This window comes from Microbacterium sp. CIAB417 (assembly GCF_022788845.1).
The window spans coordinates 505583-519998 of the sequence record NZ_JAHZUT010000002.1; the positions used below are offsets into that span (position 1 = coordinate 505583).

16 protein-coding genes and 1 tRNA gene are annotated in these 14416 nt (G+C 69.9%); 12 read left to right on the forward strand and 5 right to left on the reverse strand.

Annotation, left to right across the window (positions count from 1 at the left end):
* Nucleotides 1-69 precede the first annotated feature (69 nt).
* Nucleotides 70-450: a hypothetical protein gene (locus tag KYX17_RS09055; RefSeq protein ID WP_243226667.1), complete on the forward strand. Its 381-nt coding sequence runs from the start codon at nucleotides 70-72 to the stop codon at nucleotides 448-450.
* A 59-nt stretch (nucleotides 451-509) separates the two neighbouring features.
* Here KYX17_RS09055 and KYX17_RS09060 read toward each other — a convergent pair whose 3' ends face one another.
* The 3 genes from KYX17_RS09060 to KYX17_RS09070 are packed head-to-tail and all read right to left on the reverse strand — an operon-like array spanning nucleotide 510 to nucleotide 3541.
* Nucleotides 510-1127, reverse strand: a complete 618-nt coding sequence (locus KYX17_RS09060) for a hypothetical protein (protein ID WP_243226668.1) — start codon at nucleotides 1125-1127, stop codon at nucleotides 510-512.
* 20 nt (nucleotides 1128-1147) lie between these two features.
* Entirely contained in the window at nucleotides 1148-2494 is a 1347-nt protein-coding gene (locus KYX17_RS09065) for a deoxyribodipyrimidine photo-lyase (protein WP_243226669.1), read from the reverse strand.
* 48 nt (nucleotides 2495-2542) lie between these two features.
* Nucleotides 2543-3541 (reverse strand): diacylglycerol kinase family protein, encoded by a 999-nt coding sequence (locus tag KYX17_RS09070; RefSeq protein WP_243226670.1) that lies wholly within the window; start codon nucleotides 3539-3541, stop codon nucleotides 2543-2545.
* A 252-nt stretch (nucleotides 3542-3793) separates the two neighbouring features.
* Between KYX17_RS09070 and serS the strand changes: the two genes are divergently transcribed.
* The 4 genes from serS to KYX17_RS09090 all read left to right on the forward strand — a co-directional run bounded on the left by serS (nucleotide 3794) and on the right by KYX17_RS09090 (nucleotide 6767).
* Entirely contained in the window at nucleotides 3794-5059 is a 1266-nt protein-coding gene (gene serS, locus KYX17_RS09075; protein WP_243226671.1) for a serine--tRNA ligase, read from the forward strand.
* Nucleotides 5056-5955 (forward strand): HAD family hydrolase, encoded by a 900-nt coding sequence (locus tag KYX17_RS09080; RefSeq protein WP_243226672.1) that lies wholly within the window; start codon nucleotides 5056-5058, stop codon nucleotides 5953-5955. Before serS ends, KYX17_RS09080 begins: the two co-directional genes overlap by 4 nt.
* Nucleotides 5956-6010: 55 nt before the next feature.
* Nucleotides 6011-6095 (forward strand) — tRNA-Ser (locus KYX17_RS09085).
* Between the two features lie 336 nt (nucleotides 6096-6431).
* A complete protein-coding gene (locus KYX17_RS09090) occupies nucleotides 6432-6767 on the forward strand; it encodes an Lsr2 family protein (RefSeq protein WP_243226673.1) in 336 nt (111 codons plus the stop codon).
* A gap of 202 nt (nucleotides 6768-6969) precedes the next feature.
* On the opposite strand, the gene KYX17_RS09095 is transcribed toward KYX17_RS09090, so the two are convergent.
* Together KYX17_RS09095 and KYX17_RS09100 are read right to left on the reverse strand one after the other, a co-directional pair.
* Nucleotides 6970-7383, reverse strand: a complete 414-nt coding sequence (locus KYX17_RS09095) for a hypothetical protein (protein WP_243226674.1) — start codon at nucleotides 7381-7383, stop codon at nucleotides 6970-6972.
* Between the two features lie 29 nt (nucleotides 7384-7412).
* The gene (locus KYX17_RS09100; RefSeq protein ID WP_243226675.1) at nucleotides 7413-8087 is read right to left on the reverse strand and encodes a hypothetical protein; all 675 of its coding nucleotides are present in this window, start codon (nucleotides 8085-8087) and stop codon (nucleotides 7413-7415) included.
* A 53-nt stretch (nucleotides 8088-8140) separates the two neighbouring features.
* Here KYX17_RS09100 and KYX17_RS09105 point away from each other — a divergent pair, with 53 nt between their 5' ends.
* From KYX17_RS09105 to KYX17_RS09135, 7 genes are all read left to right on the forward strand, one after another.
* The gene (locus tag KYX17_RS09105) at nucleotides 8141-9319 is read left to right on the forward strand and encodes an OmpA family protein (RefSeq protein WP_243226676.1); all 1179 of its coding nucleotides are present in this window, start codon (nucleotides 8141-8143) and stop codon (nucleotides 9317-9319) included.
* A gap of 12 nt (nucleotides 9320-9331) precedes the next feature.
* Entirely contained in the window at nucleotides 9332-9835 is a 504-nt protein-coding gene (locus tag KYX17_RS09110) for a DUF3060 domain-containing protein (protein ID WP_243226677.1), read from the forward strand.
* 5 nt (nucleotides 9836-9840) lie between these two features.
* Nucleotides 9841-10107, forward strand: a complete 267-nt coding sequence (locus KYX17_RS09115) for a DUF4190 domain-containing protein (RefSeq protein ID WP_243226678.1) — start codon at nucleotides 9841-9843, stop codon at nucleotides 10105-10107.
* Complete coding sequence (locus KYX17_RS09120; protein ID WP_243226679.1) at nucleotides 10104-10823, forward strand: response regulator transcription factor; 720 nt, start codon at nucleotides 10104-10106, stop codon at nucleotides 10821-10823. Before KYX17_RS09115 ends, KYX17_RS09120 begins: the two co-directional genes overlap by 4 nt.
* On the forward strand, nucleotides 10820-11737 hold the full coding sequence (locus tag KYX17_RS09125) for a sensor histidine kinase KdpD (protein ID WP_243226680.1): 918 nt from the start codon (nucleotides 10820-10822) through the stop codon (nucleotides 11735-11737). Before KYX17_RS09120 ends, KYX17_RS09125 begins: the two co-directional genes overlap by 4 nt.
* Before the next feature lie 121 nt (nucleotides 11738-11858).
* Nucleotides 11859-13124: an LCP family protein gene (locus tag KYX17_RS09130; protein ID WP_243226681.1), complete on the forward strand. Its 1266-nt coding sequence runs from the start codon at nucleotides 11859-11861 to the stop codon at nucleotides 13122-13124.
* A gap of 68 nt (nucleotides 13125-13192) precedes the next feature.
* On the forward strand, nucleotides 13193-14398 hold the full coding sequence (locus KYX17_RS09135) for an LCP family protein (RefSeq protein WP_243226682.1): 1206 nt from the start codon (nucleotides 13193-13195) through the stop codon (nucleotides 14396-14398).
* The last annotated feature ends 18 nt before the right edge of the window (nucleotides 14399-14416 follow it).

The window sequence follows — 14416 nt, forward strand, 5'->3', positions numbered from 1 at the left end:
GCGGCTGTGGAAGCATTCCCCGGCGACCCGGCGATGCTGAATATGGTGGGCCGCATGCGAGGGGGAGCGATGCGTTGGTTGAGCGCGGCCGTGGCAGTGGTGACGGTGGCGGGCGTGGCGTGGCTGGGGTTCGCTCCGACATCCGCCGCGCTGTCCAACTGGGTGGGCTCGATCGAGTGCCGAGCGGTGCTCGCTCCGATCGAGGGCGTGAGCCTGGTATCGAACCTCACCCCGCAGCAGAACGAGATCGCTGAGGAGTGGCTCGTCGCCGTCGGCTACCTGGACGAGGGCCAGTCGCCCACGGCCGACCAGATGAGCTCCGTCGTATCGAACGTGCATGACGTGTGCGCCGACGCTCAGCAGCAGCGCTCGACGTGGATGCTGCTCGCCGCCGTCGTCGGCAGCGCGCTTGCGCTGGTGCTCGCTCCGCGCCGTCGCACGCGAGAGTAGGGGCGTTCACGGCCGATGCGGGCCCCCGCATTCCGCGGCGCGCCGGATCGAGCCGTCGGTTACGGCTTCCAGGTGACGGGCTGCTGGGCGTAGGGGTGTTCCTCGTCGGGGAACGTCGCGGCTCGGCTGGTGCCGTTGAACTCGACCCCGCCCAGATCGGGCCCTGTCGTCAGGGCGACCCAGCACTCCAGGGCGGTCCCGTCCTCCGGCTCGGGAAGCGACAGTCCGCACGCATCCGCATCGCCCATCGCGACGTTGCCGACGTCGTTCGCGAGCCATCCGGCGAACGAACCGTCCGCTTCGATCGGGATGAGCGGCACGGTGCGGGTCGTGCTGTCGTACTCGCTGACCGGCGTCCACGTGTACTGCACGACGATCGCGAACGGATGCCGGCTGCTCAGTTCCGCCTTCTCGGTGTATCCGTCGATCTTCTCGGGAGCCAGGGGATCCATCGAGAGGACCGTTGCGCCCACGAGCTCCGTGTCGCCGCTCGCGGCGGGGACCTTCACCCATGCCGTGTCGCCGACCGAGAGCGTCGTGCCGGGGTGGGTAGCTTCCACGGGTGCGTCTGGGACGTCTACCGGAGAGACGTCGGGACCCGCAGCCGTGCACCCCGCGAGGGCCAGCGCGGCAGCGGCGGCACCTGGCAGCAGGAGCCTGCCGGCGGTACGGGGCATCTCGGGTCCTTCCAGGGCGCTCAGCGCGCGGCGGCTTTCACGTGCTCGTACGCGTCCAGCGCGCGTTTGCGCGATGCCCCCAAGTCGACGAGCGGGTCCAAGGATGCGGAATCCGGGGCCCACTGCGAGACGTAGAGACCATCTTTGTCGAACTTCTCCGCTTGGGTCTGGGGGTTGAAAATCCGGAAGTACGGTGCTGCATCCGCGCCTGATCCCGCCACCCACTGCCAGTTGAACGGGTTGGAGGCCGCATCCGCGTCGACCAGGGTGTCCCAGAACCACTGCTCGCCGTGGCGCCAGTCGATCATCAGGTTCTTGATCAGGTACGAGGCCGTCACCATGCGCACGCGGTTGTGCATGATCCCGGAGTGCCACAGCTCCCGCATCCCGGCGTCCACGAGCGGCACCCCCGTGCGCCCCCGTTGCCACGCCTCGAGGTGCGAGCGCTGGAGCCGCGGCCAGGGGAACGCGTCGAAGGCCGGACGCAGATTCTCCCGGGCGAGATCGGGGAAGTGGAACAGGGTGTGCCAGGCGAACTCGCGCCAGCCGACCTCGGAGAGGAAGCGTCCCGCATCCGCGCCGGTCGCGAGGGTGTCGTGCCAGACGGTGAAGGGGCTCAGCTCGCCCCAGCGCAGGCGCGGCGACAGCTGGGAGGTGACCCCCGCGGCGGGCTCGTCGCGTGCGGTGTCGTAGCCCGCGAGATCGTCCTTCAGAAACTCTCGGAGCCGGAATCGCGCGGCGGGCTCGCCCGGCTCCCACGTCTCCCTCAGGCCCCCTGCCCAGTCGGGCTGTGCCGGAAGCAGCTGCCAATCGTCCAGCGCGTCGGATGCGGGCGTCCTGCCCACCCCGTCGATCTCCCGCGGTTCCGGCAACGGGGCCCGCGGTGCCGGCAGATGCAGACAGGCGCGCCAGAAGGGCGTGAACACGGAGAAGTGGGTATCGGAGCCGGTGCGCACGGTCCACGGCTCGAACAGGAGCGACGCCTGGAACGAGCGCACCTCGAGGCCGTCATCGCGCAGGCTCTGCTTGAGGCCGGCATCGATTTCGCGTTCCGGTCCGCCGTAGCGGCGGTTCCAGAAGACGGCACCGGCACCCGCATCCGACACCAGCTCCGGGAGCACGGATGCGGCGGCGCCTCGGCGCAGCACCAGACTGCCGCCGCGCTCGCGCAGGCGCTCGCCGAGCGAGGCGAGCGAGTGGTGCAGCCACCAGCGAGCGGCGCCGCCGAGGGCGCGGACACCGGGCGACTCCTCGTCGAGCACATACACCCCGACGACCGGTTCGCCGCGGTCGATCGCTGCGCGCAGGGCCGGGTTGTCGGCGAGGCGAAGATCGTCGCGGAACCAGACGAGGGTGGGGCTGCTCACCCGCTCATCCTCGCGAACGGGCCGGAATCGGAGTCGAAGGGTTGACAGTCAGAGCCGGCTGAGGTCGTGCCCGGCCGGCACGGTCACGCGCAGCGCGCCGGCGTCGATGCGGCTCACGATCCGCACGGCCTCCCCGAACTCGTCGCCGTCGAGCTGCACCGGATGCGGTTCGGCCGCGGCGACTTCCATCGTCCGCCCGCGCATGTAGCGCACGGCGTTGTCGCGGGTGCGCAACTGCAGCACCCGGCGGCCGGCGCGGAACCTGCGCAGCACGCTGTTGTCCCACGCGACGCGGCGCCAGACGAACAGCCACCCCCACCATGCCTTGGGCTGGAACAGCACGACGTCCATGGTCCCGTCGATCACCGACGCCTCGGGAATGAGGGAGAGCCCCGCGGGCAGCGACCCGCAGTTCGCGTACAGCACGCTCTGCACGCGGGCGGAGTGCAGGCGCTGGTCGCCCACCTGGTAGACGATGCGGAACGGCGCGGCCCCGACGAGCGAGCGTGCCGCTCCGTCGACGTAGGCGACCCAGCCGACGCTCTTCTTCAGCGACGGACGGGTGTTGGCGATCATCGCCGCATCCAGTCCGATACCGCCCATCACCACGTACGCGTGGGTCTCGCGAGCCCCATTGACGCGGTGCAACTCGGCGAAGCCGACGTCGATCATCACCGTGTCGCCGGCGAACGCGGTGGCGATCACGCGGTCGGGGTCGTCGAGGGGGAGGCGCAGGTTGCGGGCGAGGAGGTTTCCCGTGCCGCTGGGCACGATCGTCAGCGGCACCCCCGTGTGGGCGAGGGCTTCGGCGACCGCACGCACCGTGCCGTCGCCGCCGGCGACCAGCACCGCATCCGCTCCCTGCGAGAGTGCGCTGCGCGTCTGACCCTGGCCCAGATCCTCGGGGGTCGTCTCGAAGAAGAGGGGCGGGGCCCATCCCGCCTGCTCGGCGGCGTGCACGACCTGCGTACGCAGGCGACGGGCGTCGACCTTCACGGGGTTGTAGACCAGCGCCGCGCGCCGGACGGCGGCGGCATCCGAGGTCATGCTCACAGAGTAGGGCCGCGGGCGCACTGTGGCGTCTCGGGCGGTGGTGCTGCTCGGGACTGTCTCCTCCGCATGTCCCACTTGCCGCAGGTTTCGCGGTTGTCTCCGCATCCGTGTCCCACTTGCTGCAGTTTCCGGGGTCGATTTCTGCAGAAACTGGGACATGCTCTGCGGGAAGTGGGACGTGCGTTGCGGGAAGTGGGACATGGCGGGCGGAATCCGCGGCGCACCCGCCGCGTCTAGACTTCACGGGTGATCGATCTGGCCCTCCTTCGCGATAACCCCGAGCTCGTCAAGCGCTCCCAGGAAGCCCGCGGCGAGTCCGCGGAGACGGTGGATGCGGCGCTCGCCGCCGATCGCGAACGGCGATCGGCCATCACGGCGTTCGAAGAGCTCCGTGCCGCGCAGAACGCGCACGGCAAGAGGGTGGCCGCCGCCCCCAAGGAGGAGAAGGCTGCGCTCGTCGCCGAGGCGAAGGAACTGAGCGCTCAGGTCAAGGCCGCACAGGCCGCCGTGACCGAGGCGGAGGAGGCTGCCGCGGAGGCGCTCGCGAAGATCGAGAACATCGTCATCGAGGGCGTGCCCGTCGGTGGTGAGGACGACTTCGTGACCCTGCGCACGCACGGCGAGATCCCGTCGTTCGACTTCACCCCGCGCGACCACCTCGAGATCGGCGAGCTGCTCGGCGCGATCGACATGGAGCGGGGAACCAAGGTCTCCGGCAGTCGCTTCTACTTCCTCACGGGTGTCGGCGCGCGCCTCGAGATCGCGCTGATGAACCTCGCGCTCGATCGCGCCCTGCAGGCCGGGTTCACCCCCATCATCCCGCCGACGCTCGTGCGCCCCGAGGTCATGCGCGGCACCGGATTCCTCGGTAAGCACGCCGCCGAGGTGTACCACCTCGACGACGAAGACCTGTACCTCGTCGGAACGAGCGAGGTGCCCCTGGCCGGGTATCACATGGACGAGATCCTCGACCTGGGCCGCGGGCCCAAGCGCTACGCGGGCTGGTCCACCTGTTACCGCAGCGAGGCGGGCTCGTACGGAAAGGACACCCGCGGCATCATCCGGGTGCACCAGTTCAACAAGCTCGAAATGTTCGTCTACGTCGACCCGGCCGAAGCCGAGGCCGAGCACCTGCGCCTCGTCGAGATGCAGGAGCGGATGATGCAGGATCTCGGTCTGTCGTATCGCGTCATCGACGTCGCCGCGGGAGACCTCGGTTCCTCCGCAGCGCGCAAGTACGACATCGAGGCATGGGTCCCGACGCAGGACGCGTACCGCGAGCTCACCAGCACGAGCAACTGCACGACGTACCAGGCTCGGCGCCTGTCGATCCGGTACCGCCCCGAGGAGGGCAAGACGCAGCCGGTCGCGACGCTGAACGGAACCCTCGCGACCACGCGCTGGATCGTGGCGCTGCTCGAGACGCACCAGCGCGCCGACGGCTCGGTCACCGTGCCGGAGGTGCTGCGGCCCTTCCTCGGCGGCCTCGAGGTTCTGGAGCCGATCGCGTGAGTGAGGCGCGGCTGCCGGCGACCGGAGAGATCGAGATCGAGACGCCGGCCGAAGCTGCCGCTCTCGTCGAGGAGATCGCGGCCGCGGATGCGGAGCGGATGCTGATCGTGCTCGACATCGACGGCACGGTGCTGCTCGAGGACGAGTCGCCGAGCCCCGGGATCGTCGAGGCCGTGGCGGATGCGCGACGCGCCGGTCACGAGGTGATGCTCGCCACCGGGCGCAGCTGGGAGGCGACCCGCGGCATCCAGGAACTCCTGCAGATCGCGCCCGACTACGCCGTGTGCTCGAACGGCGCGGTGATCATGGCGCGAGTGGGCGCGGCGGATCCCGCATCCCTCGTCTACGAGCGCAGACACGTCGAGACGTTCGATGCGGCCGAGGTGCTGACGCTGCTTCGCGAGCACCTGCCCGACGCGCATTACCTCGTCGAGCTGCCCGACGGGCGCCGGGAGTACACCGACTACATGGACGACTGGAACCTCGACCGCGCGTCGAAGGTCGCCTTCGAGGAGCTCGCGCGCCAGCCGGTGACCCGTGTCGTCGTGGTCTCGCCCGAGCACAACGAGGGCGACTTCGTCGAGCTGGTCGATCGCGTGGGGCTCAACCAGGTCTCGTACGCCGTGGGATGGACGGCCTGGCTCGACATCGCCCCGAAGGGCGTCGACAAGGGCACGGCGCTCGCGCTCGTGCGCGAGTGGCTCGAGGTGGCGCCCGAGAACGTCCTCGTCATGGGCGACGGCCGCAACGACGTCGGCATGTTCGCGTGGGCGAAGCAGCACGGCGGCCGCGCTGTCGCGATGGGACAGGGTCCGCAGGAAGTGCAGGATGCGGCGGGTGAAGTCACCGCATCCGTGCTCGACGGCGGCGTCGCCGAGGTGCTGCGCCGCCTCTGAGCCGTCGGCGGGTCGACTAGACTCGGCCCGTTCGGCGCGTGCATTCTGCGCGTCGGGAGGGTTGTCCGAGCGGCCGAAGGACCCGGTCTTGAAAACCGGTGGGCAGCAATGTCCCGTGGGTTCGAATCCCACACCCTCCGCAACGACGAAAGCGGGCCCCGCAGGGGCTCGCTTTCGTCGTTATGACGAGCTGAGCGGGTTCGAACGGAGTTGGGCCCACGCCGCCGGAGGCTCCGCGTGTCGCGCAGCGGCGCGTGGAGGGGCGGTGGGGAGAATCCCACACCCTCCGCAACGACGAAAGCGGGCCCCGCAGGGGCTCGCTTTCGTCGTTATGACGAGCTGAGCGGGTTCGAACGGAGTTGGGCCCACGCTGCCCGAGGCATGCCGACCAAGAATGCATTGTTTCCGCGCATGAGTTTTCTTTCGGCGCGCAAGATGCCGAAATGCAAAAGGTTGATGTGTCATACTCCCGAGCTATGGCCAAACAGCATTTCACCCGACTCATCGACGACCTCGACGGCGAAGTTCTTGAAGAGGGAAAGACGATCCATTTCTCTCTCGAGGGGCGCTCGTACGAAATCGACCTTTCCGAGAAGAACGCCGAAAAGCTCCGTGAGGCATTCAAGCCGTTCATCAAGGCGGGGCGCTCCATCGGTAGTGCATCGCGCACCACGACGCGTGGTCGCAGCACGAAGAAGGACACGCGTGACCTCGGTGCCGTGCGCGAATGGGCCGCGGCGAATGGTCACGAGGTGAGCGCGCGCGGACGAGTTCCCGCCGCCGTCCTCGAGGCCTACGACGCCGCACACTAATCCGCGCGTTCGCAGAAGTCCTTTCGCCCGAACTCCTGCAATTCCTGCTCGACAGGAGAGCGAATGGATGTGGAACGCGCATTCTGCAGGATTTCGGGCAGGTGCAGGTGTCGGATCCATACGGCGAGCCCGGCCCGCCCGGCGGCAAGGGCTGCACGACGAGGCCCCGGCGGGAATCACCCGCCGGGGCCTCATCGTGTGCTCAGGCCGCGCGGCGGATGCGGTGAAGTCGAGCCGGAAGGCCGTCGCGCCCGGGCAGGGGGATGTCGTTGTGTCCGACCAGCACGTCCCAGAGGTTGGCGGCCGCGCCGGGCGGCACGGAGTCCTCCTCGATGAGAGAGACGTTATCGAGACAGAACGTGGTGGGGATGCTGTTCGCGCCGAGGCGGAACTGCAGGCCAGAGACCGCGCCCTGGCCGAAGTCGCGGACGATGAAGGTATCGCTGAGTCTCTGGGACGCGTCCGTGAGCGAGGCGGTCTGGCTCGTGTAGGTGCTAAATGACGCATCCGCGACCTTCGGGGCCGCCTGGGTCACGAGCGTAGCGGGATCGCTCGCGCGCACGTCCGCGGTGATGTAGTCGACGCCCGCCGTCAGCGGCAGGTCGCTCTGCCCCACGAGGACGTCCCACGGGTTGGCCGTGTGGATCAGGCGGCCTCCCGCCGGATCGATCGCACGAGGGGTTCGGTCGAGGCGAGTGAGCCCAGCACGAGCGCGACGCCGACGGCGAACGTCCCGGCGATGATCAGCAGCGACGTCGGCGCCAGCACCAGGGTGATGCCGATGATCGGCAGGCTCAGCGCGATGCCCGCGAGCGCGCCGCCGAGCGCGGCCCAGCGCAGGGGGAGCAGCACGGTGATGCGCCGGGCGCGGGCGAGATCGGACGCGGGAACGCCGAGACGGTCGAGGCCCACGATCGGCTCCCGGTCCTCGAGCACGGATGCGGCCTGCGTCACCCCGACGGAACACGCCAGGAGCAGGAAGGCCGACGCGAGCGTGACGAGCACGCCCGTGCGGATGTCGGCCAACACCGTGCCGCTGTCGGCCACGTCGTCGCCGGCCAGCGCGACCAGGCTTATGCCTGCCCCGCCGACGACCGCGATGAACGAGACCATCGCGATCGCTGAGACGCGTCGCCAGGCGACGGATGCGTGGGCGGCGAGCTCGCGTCCGGCGATCAGGTGCGCCGCATCCCCGGCACGGCGAGCCATCGCGCGACCGCGTGCGGCGACGATCGGGGTGCCGATGAGATTCAGCAGGCCGAGGGACCCGGCAAAGAGCGCCAGCAGCAGCGCGACCCCCGTGTCGCGGGATTGATACACAGGTGCGACCGTCCTGCGACCGACGGTCCGCGCCCGCTCGATACGGTCGTTGCATGAGCAGCACCGCCCCCCGCATCCTGGCCCTCGTCGCGGCCGTCGGCGTCCTGGTCGCCGGATGCGCCGCCGAGGCCCGCCCGGCCGCGTCCGCGCCCGTCGCCGCGAGCACGCCGTCGACGTCGTCGACGCCGACCGTTCCCGTCGTCGCGGGGTACGCGCCCGGTGAAGTGCCGCCGGTCCCGCTGTTCACGATGCCCGACCTGGCACTGCTCGACAGCGCCCTCGGCGGCTTCGCGATCCAGCTGGACCGCCAGATCGCGCCGCGACCCGGCATCGAGGTGCGCCCCGCTGCCTGCGGCGACGTGACCGAGCGGGCGAGTGCGCAGGGGTCGGTGCTCCTCTACGGCGACGGGTCGGGAACCTTCACCGGACCCGACGGCACGGTGCACAACTACGGCGGCGGCTCGGGCAGCTTCACCCTCAACGGGGTGACCGCGAACGTCTACGGCGACGGTTCGGGCTCCTACATCGCCGACGGTATCGAGATCCACAACTACGGTGACGGGTCCGGCTCGGTGACCACGGCCGACGGTGCCACTTGGGTCTACGGCGACGGCTCCGCCTCGCGCACCGGCGACGGCGTCGAGCATTGGAACTACGGCGACGGCTCCGCGATGTACCGCGACGCCGACGTCGAGATCCACAACTACGGCGACGGCTCCGGTTCCTACGTCGCGAAGGGACTCGACATCCGCAACGACGGCGACGGCACCGGTGCCGTCAACGGCGAGCCCGTCGAGGTGGATCCGCTGCCCGCCGTCGCGCCGGTCGGTGTCTTCCCGCCGCTCGGCACACTCGCACCCATCACCTCCTGCGGCACCACGATCACCCTCAGCGACGGCGTGCTCTTCGACTTCGACCGCTCCGAGATCCGGGCGGATTCGGCGGGCGTGCTCGACGAGTTGGCGGCCGCGATGACGGAGCTCGACGTCCCGACGGCTGAGATCGGCGGGCACACCGACACGATCGGCTCGGACAGCTATAACCAGGAGCTGTCCGAGCGGCGCGCCGCATCCGTCGTCGCCGCGCTGAAAGATCGCGGTGTGAGCGCGTCGCTCAGCGCGGTCGGATACGGCGAGAGCGCTCCGGTCGCCGCGAACGAGATCGACGGCGTCGACAACCCCGCCGGACGCCAGCTCAACCGCCGTGTCGAGATCTTCATCCCGGCCTTCTGAGCGGACGAGACGATGAAGAAGACGCTGCCGCTCACGCTCGCCGCCCTCGCCGTGCTCCTGACCGGGTGCTCCGTCGCCTACGAGGCGCCCGGGGATCCCGCGGCCGACCCCGCTCCCTCGTCGACGCCGGCGCCCGCGACGTCGGCTTCGAAGGAGCAGGACCTGGACGCATCGGTGCGTCCGTCCGCGGCATCCGACGAGCTGCGCGAGCGCTATGCCGACGTGGCGCAGCAGACGTCGTGCGCCTCGGGCGAGGTCGTCGTCGCGCAGGCGGGTGCGACGGTGTCGATCACGGGGGAGTGCGCCCTCGTGACGGTCACGGCGAGCGGCGCCGTCGTGCTCGCCGATCGCATCGGCACGCTCGAGATCACCGGAGCCGCCAATCAGGTACAGGCTGCGTCGGTCGATATCGCCCGACTCGGTGGCAGCGGCAACGACGTGCGGTGGGAGAGCGGAACCCCAGCCGTGACCGATACCGGCGCAGCGAACACCGCGCGCGCCACGACCGGAGGATGACCACCATGTCCCAGTCGCAGCAGCAGTACGTCTACGTCACCCGCCCCACCGACGGGCTAGCCATCACCTCATTCGTGCTCGCGCTCCTGGGGTTCAACCTGCTCGCGGTGATCTTCGGCCACGTCGCGCTCGCCCGCATCCGCCGTACCCATGCCGGCGGAGCGGGCTTCGCGATCGCGGGGCTCGTGATCGGCTACCTCACGATCGCGGCGATCGCCGTCGTGATCCTCGCCGCGTTGGGGATCGGGATCTGGGTGGTGAATGCCTCGTGAGCGACCAGGCGCGCACCCGTGTGCTGCTCGTGGACGACGAGGAGGCGATCACCTCCACCCTCGCGCCGTTCCTCGAACGCAGCGGATTCGATGTGCGCGTGGAAGCCGACGGGCAGAGCGCCCTCGACGCACATGCCGCCTTCGCGCCCCACATCGTCGTCTCCGACGTGCTCATGCCCCGCATGGACGGCCGCGAGCTCGTGCGACGCCTGCGCCGTGCGGATGCGTGGACCCCGGTCATCATGCTGACCAAGGTGGACGCCTCGTTCGAGCGCACCGCGGCGCTGGAGGAAGTCGCCGACGACTATCTCGGCAAGCCGTTCGACCCGCCGGAACTCGTGGCCCGCATCCGTGCGGTGCTGCGCCGCACGGCGGGCGGCGGCAAGCCGCTGACCGCATCGTCGCAGCTGGTCAGCGCGGGGCTCCGGCTCGACCGTGTGGCCCGTCGCGTGCACCGCGACGGCGCGACGCTCGAGCTGACGCCCAAGGCGCTCACCCTGCTGGAGTACCTGATGTCGCACCCCGACGAGGTGCACACGAGGGAGCACCTGCTCGAGACTCTCTGGGGCTTCGAGTTCGCCGTCACCACGCGCGCCGTCGATCACCGCATCGCGGAACTGCGTCGCGCGCTGGGTGATGACGCCCAGCAGCCGCGCTGGATCGAGACGCTGCCGGGCGCGGGCTACCGCTTCTGCGCGCCGGTGAGCGCGTCGTGAAACCCGTGCGCCTGGTGCTCGTCGCCGCCCCGCTCGCGGTGGCCGCACTCCTCGCCGTCGTGCTCGCACTCGCCGGCGGCAACGGCTCTCTCGTGCTGCGGATGCCGCTGGCCACCGTGCTCGTCGTGTCCGGCGCGCTCCTGTCCGTTGTTCTGGTGCTTGCGCTCGTCGTGCGACCGATGCGGATGCGGCGGCGCGATGCCGCTCTCGTCGCCGCCCGCGCCGAGGGTTCGGTCGCCGAACGCGATGCGCACCGGCGGTTCCTGCGCCGGCTCGACCATGAGCTCAAGAACCCGGTGACCGCCATCCGCTCGGCGCTGGCGGCGGGGGAGCAGACGCCGTCGGAGAACCTGGTGATCGCGTCGGCCCAGGCCGCGCGGCTGAGCGGCGTCGTCACGCAGCTGCGCGCCCTTTCCTCCCTGGAGACACGGCCGATCGAGGCATCCCGCGTGGATCTGACGGTCATCGTGGAGGAAGAGGTGGCCGCGCTGCGTGACGAACTCGCCGCGCGCGGCGCGCACCGCAGCGTCGAGACCTCGCTGCCCACCGTCCCGTGGCCCTTGCCGCCGGTCACCGGCGACCCGGATCTGCTGGCCGTCGCCGTGCGCAACCTCCTGCTGAACGCGGTGAAGTACTCGGACGAGGGCGCACGCATCGAGGTGCGCGGCACGGAGGAGACGGATGCCGTCGTGATCGAGGTCGCCGACACGGGGTGGGGCATCCGAGGCGAAGACCTCCCCTTTGTGTGGGAGGAGCTGTGGCGGGCCCAGGACGCCCGGGGCGTCGAAGGAACGGGTCTCGGTCTCTCGCTCGTGCGCGTGGTGGTGCACCGGCACGGCGGGGAGGTCTCCCTCCGGTCGCAGTTCGGACGCGGAACGAGTGTGCGGCTCGCGCTTCCGCGGGCACCGCGCTGAGCGCGCCCGGGCGATCCGCACGTCGTTCTCAGGTCGCCACTCCTAGGATGGGCTCTGATCTATGGGGGCAGGGCGTGTGGATCGCGCCGCGCCTGCAGCTTGTGCATACGAGAGGACCCGTGTGAGCCCGACCCGAAGCGGGCGTCGCCAGACGGTGGCGCGCCACGGCCGATTGCGCTCGCCGCATCCCGTCGCACAGTTCTTCAAGCTCGTCGCCGTCTCGCTCGCCGTGGTGCTCGTCGCCGGCATCGGTGTGGTCGGCTACAACGTCTGGAGCCTGACGACCAACCTCACGCAGGACGCGGTCGCGCTCGAGGGCCAGAGCGCCGTGCCGCCCGACATCGGGGCGATCGAGGGAGGAGTGAACCTCTTCCTCGCCGGTACCGATGCCTGTGAGCCGGAGTACGCCGCGCTCTTCGGTGACCGATGCTCGGGCGCCGACGCCGAGGGCGACCTCAACGACGTCAACCTGCTGCTGCACATCTCCGACAACCCGCGTCGCGTGACGGTGATCTCCTTCCCCCGCGACCTCATGATCCCGATCCCCTCCTGCACGCGGGCGGACGGCTCGACCACATCGGCCATGAGCAAGCAGCAGCTGAACTCGACCTTCTCCTACGGAGGCCTCAGCTGCGCGGTGAAGACGATCTCCGAGCTGACCGGGCAGAACATTCCGTTCGCCGCATCCGTCACCTTCGGCGGCGTCATCCAGATCACCGACGCCATCGGTGGCGTCGACGTCTGCATCGCGAACGGCATCCGCGACCCGTACACGGGCATCGACTGGCCCGCCGGCACGCGCAACGTGCAGGGCTGGGACGCTTTGCAGTTCCTCCGGACGCGGCACGGCGTCGGGAACGGTGGCGACCTCGGTCGCATCTCCAACCAGCAGCAGTACATGTCGCGTCTCGCGCGCAAGCTCGTCGGCGAGGGTGTGCTCAGCGATCCCGCCACGCTCTACAAGCTCGCTACCGTCGGCGTCGAGAACGTGACGCCGAGCCAGAGCCTCACGAATCCGATGACGCTCGTGCAGATCGCGCTCGCCGTCAAGGAAGTGCCGTTCAACGAGATCGTCTTCGTGCAGTACCCGACGCTCACCGACCCGGACGACGCCAACCGGGTCGTGCCCAACAAGAGCGCCGCCCAGGCTCTGTTCGATGCGATCGACGCGAACCAGCAGCTCGTGCTGACGGGCTCGACGAGTCAGGGAGACGGCACGATCGTCGCCGAACCCTCTGAGGCGCCCACCGATCCGACGACGCCCACGCCGACGCAGTCCGCCGACGTGGCGCAGCCGACCACCCCGACCGACAGCGTCGCGCTGCCGTCCTCCATCGCGGGGCAGACCGCCGCTGAGGAGACGTGCTCGAACGGGAACCTGCGCTGATGCCGAGACGGCGCGGCCGCAGCGCTCCGGTGGCCCGGCATGGGCGGTTGCAGTCTCCGCATCCGCTGATGCAAGCGCTGTCGATCGCGGCGGTCGCCGTGGTCGTCGGCATCGCCTCGGCCGCCGGCGTCGTCGGTTTCCACCTCTGGGATGCCGCTGCCACCATCCAGGACAACGCCGTCGACATCGGTAATGACGGCGACCCCGCTCTGCCTCCCGGCCTCGGCGAGATCGAGGGCGGGGTGAACGTGCTGCTCGTGGGCACCGACTCGTGCGAGGGGCAGGACCTCGCCCTGTTCCCGCGCTGCGGGATCGACGATGACGGCGGTGAGCGCAACGACGTCACGATGCTTGTCCACATCAGCGATGCGCCGCGGCGGGTGACGGTCGTGTCCATCCCGCGCGACACCTTCGTGCCGATCGCCGAGTGCCAGGATGCCGACGGCAACACGGCGGGCGGGGGAACGGACCGGATCAACTCGTCGTACATGTACGGCGGGCTCCCGTGTACGGTCCGCACCGTCGAGGAGCTCACCGGCGAAGACATCCAGTTCGCGGCCGCCATCCGATGGACCGGCGTGATCAACCTCTCCGACGCCGTCGGCGGCGTCGACGTCTGTGTGCAGGGCGACATCTCGGACCGGCACACGGGCTTGGCGCTTTCCGCCGGGACGCACACGTTGCAGGGTCAGCAGGCGCTGCAGTTTCTGCGCATCCGTCACGGGATCGGCGACGGCTCGGACCTCGGCCGGATCTCGAACCAGCAGCAGTTCATGTCGTCGCTCGTGCGCAAGCTGAAGGGTGACGCCGTGTTCGGGGATGCGGGCAAGCTGCTGAACTTCGCGAACGTCGCCATGACGCAGGTGCGCGAGAAGCAGCTCGTGCTCGACAAGCAGCTCGCCAATCCGACGCGCATGGCGCAGATCGCGATGGCGTTGAAGGACGTACCGTTCGAAGACATCGTCTTCGTGCAGTACCCGGCCGCTTACTCCGGTAGCGGGCTCGTACCGATCTCGAGTGCCGCGGACGCCTTGTTCGCGGCACTGCGTGAGAACCGGCCGCTGCAGCTCACCGGTGACGCGAGCGGCGGCTTCGGCGTCGAGGTGACCGGTGAGGTGCCCGACACAGCTGCCCCCGACCCGGCCGCGACTGCTCCCGCACCTACGGCCACGGAGGGCAGCGAGGCGCTGCCGTCCGACACGGCCGTCGAGCTGCCGTCGTCGATTCCCGGCCAGAACGCCAGCCAGGTGACCTGCACGGTTCCGCAGAAGTAGACCTCAGAGGTCGAGGCG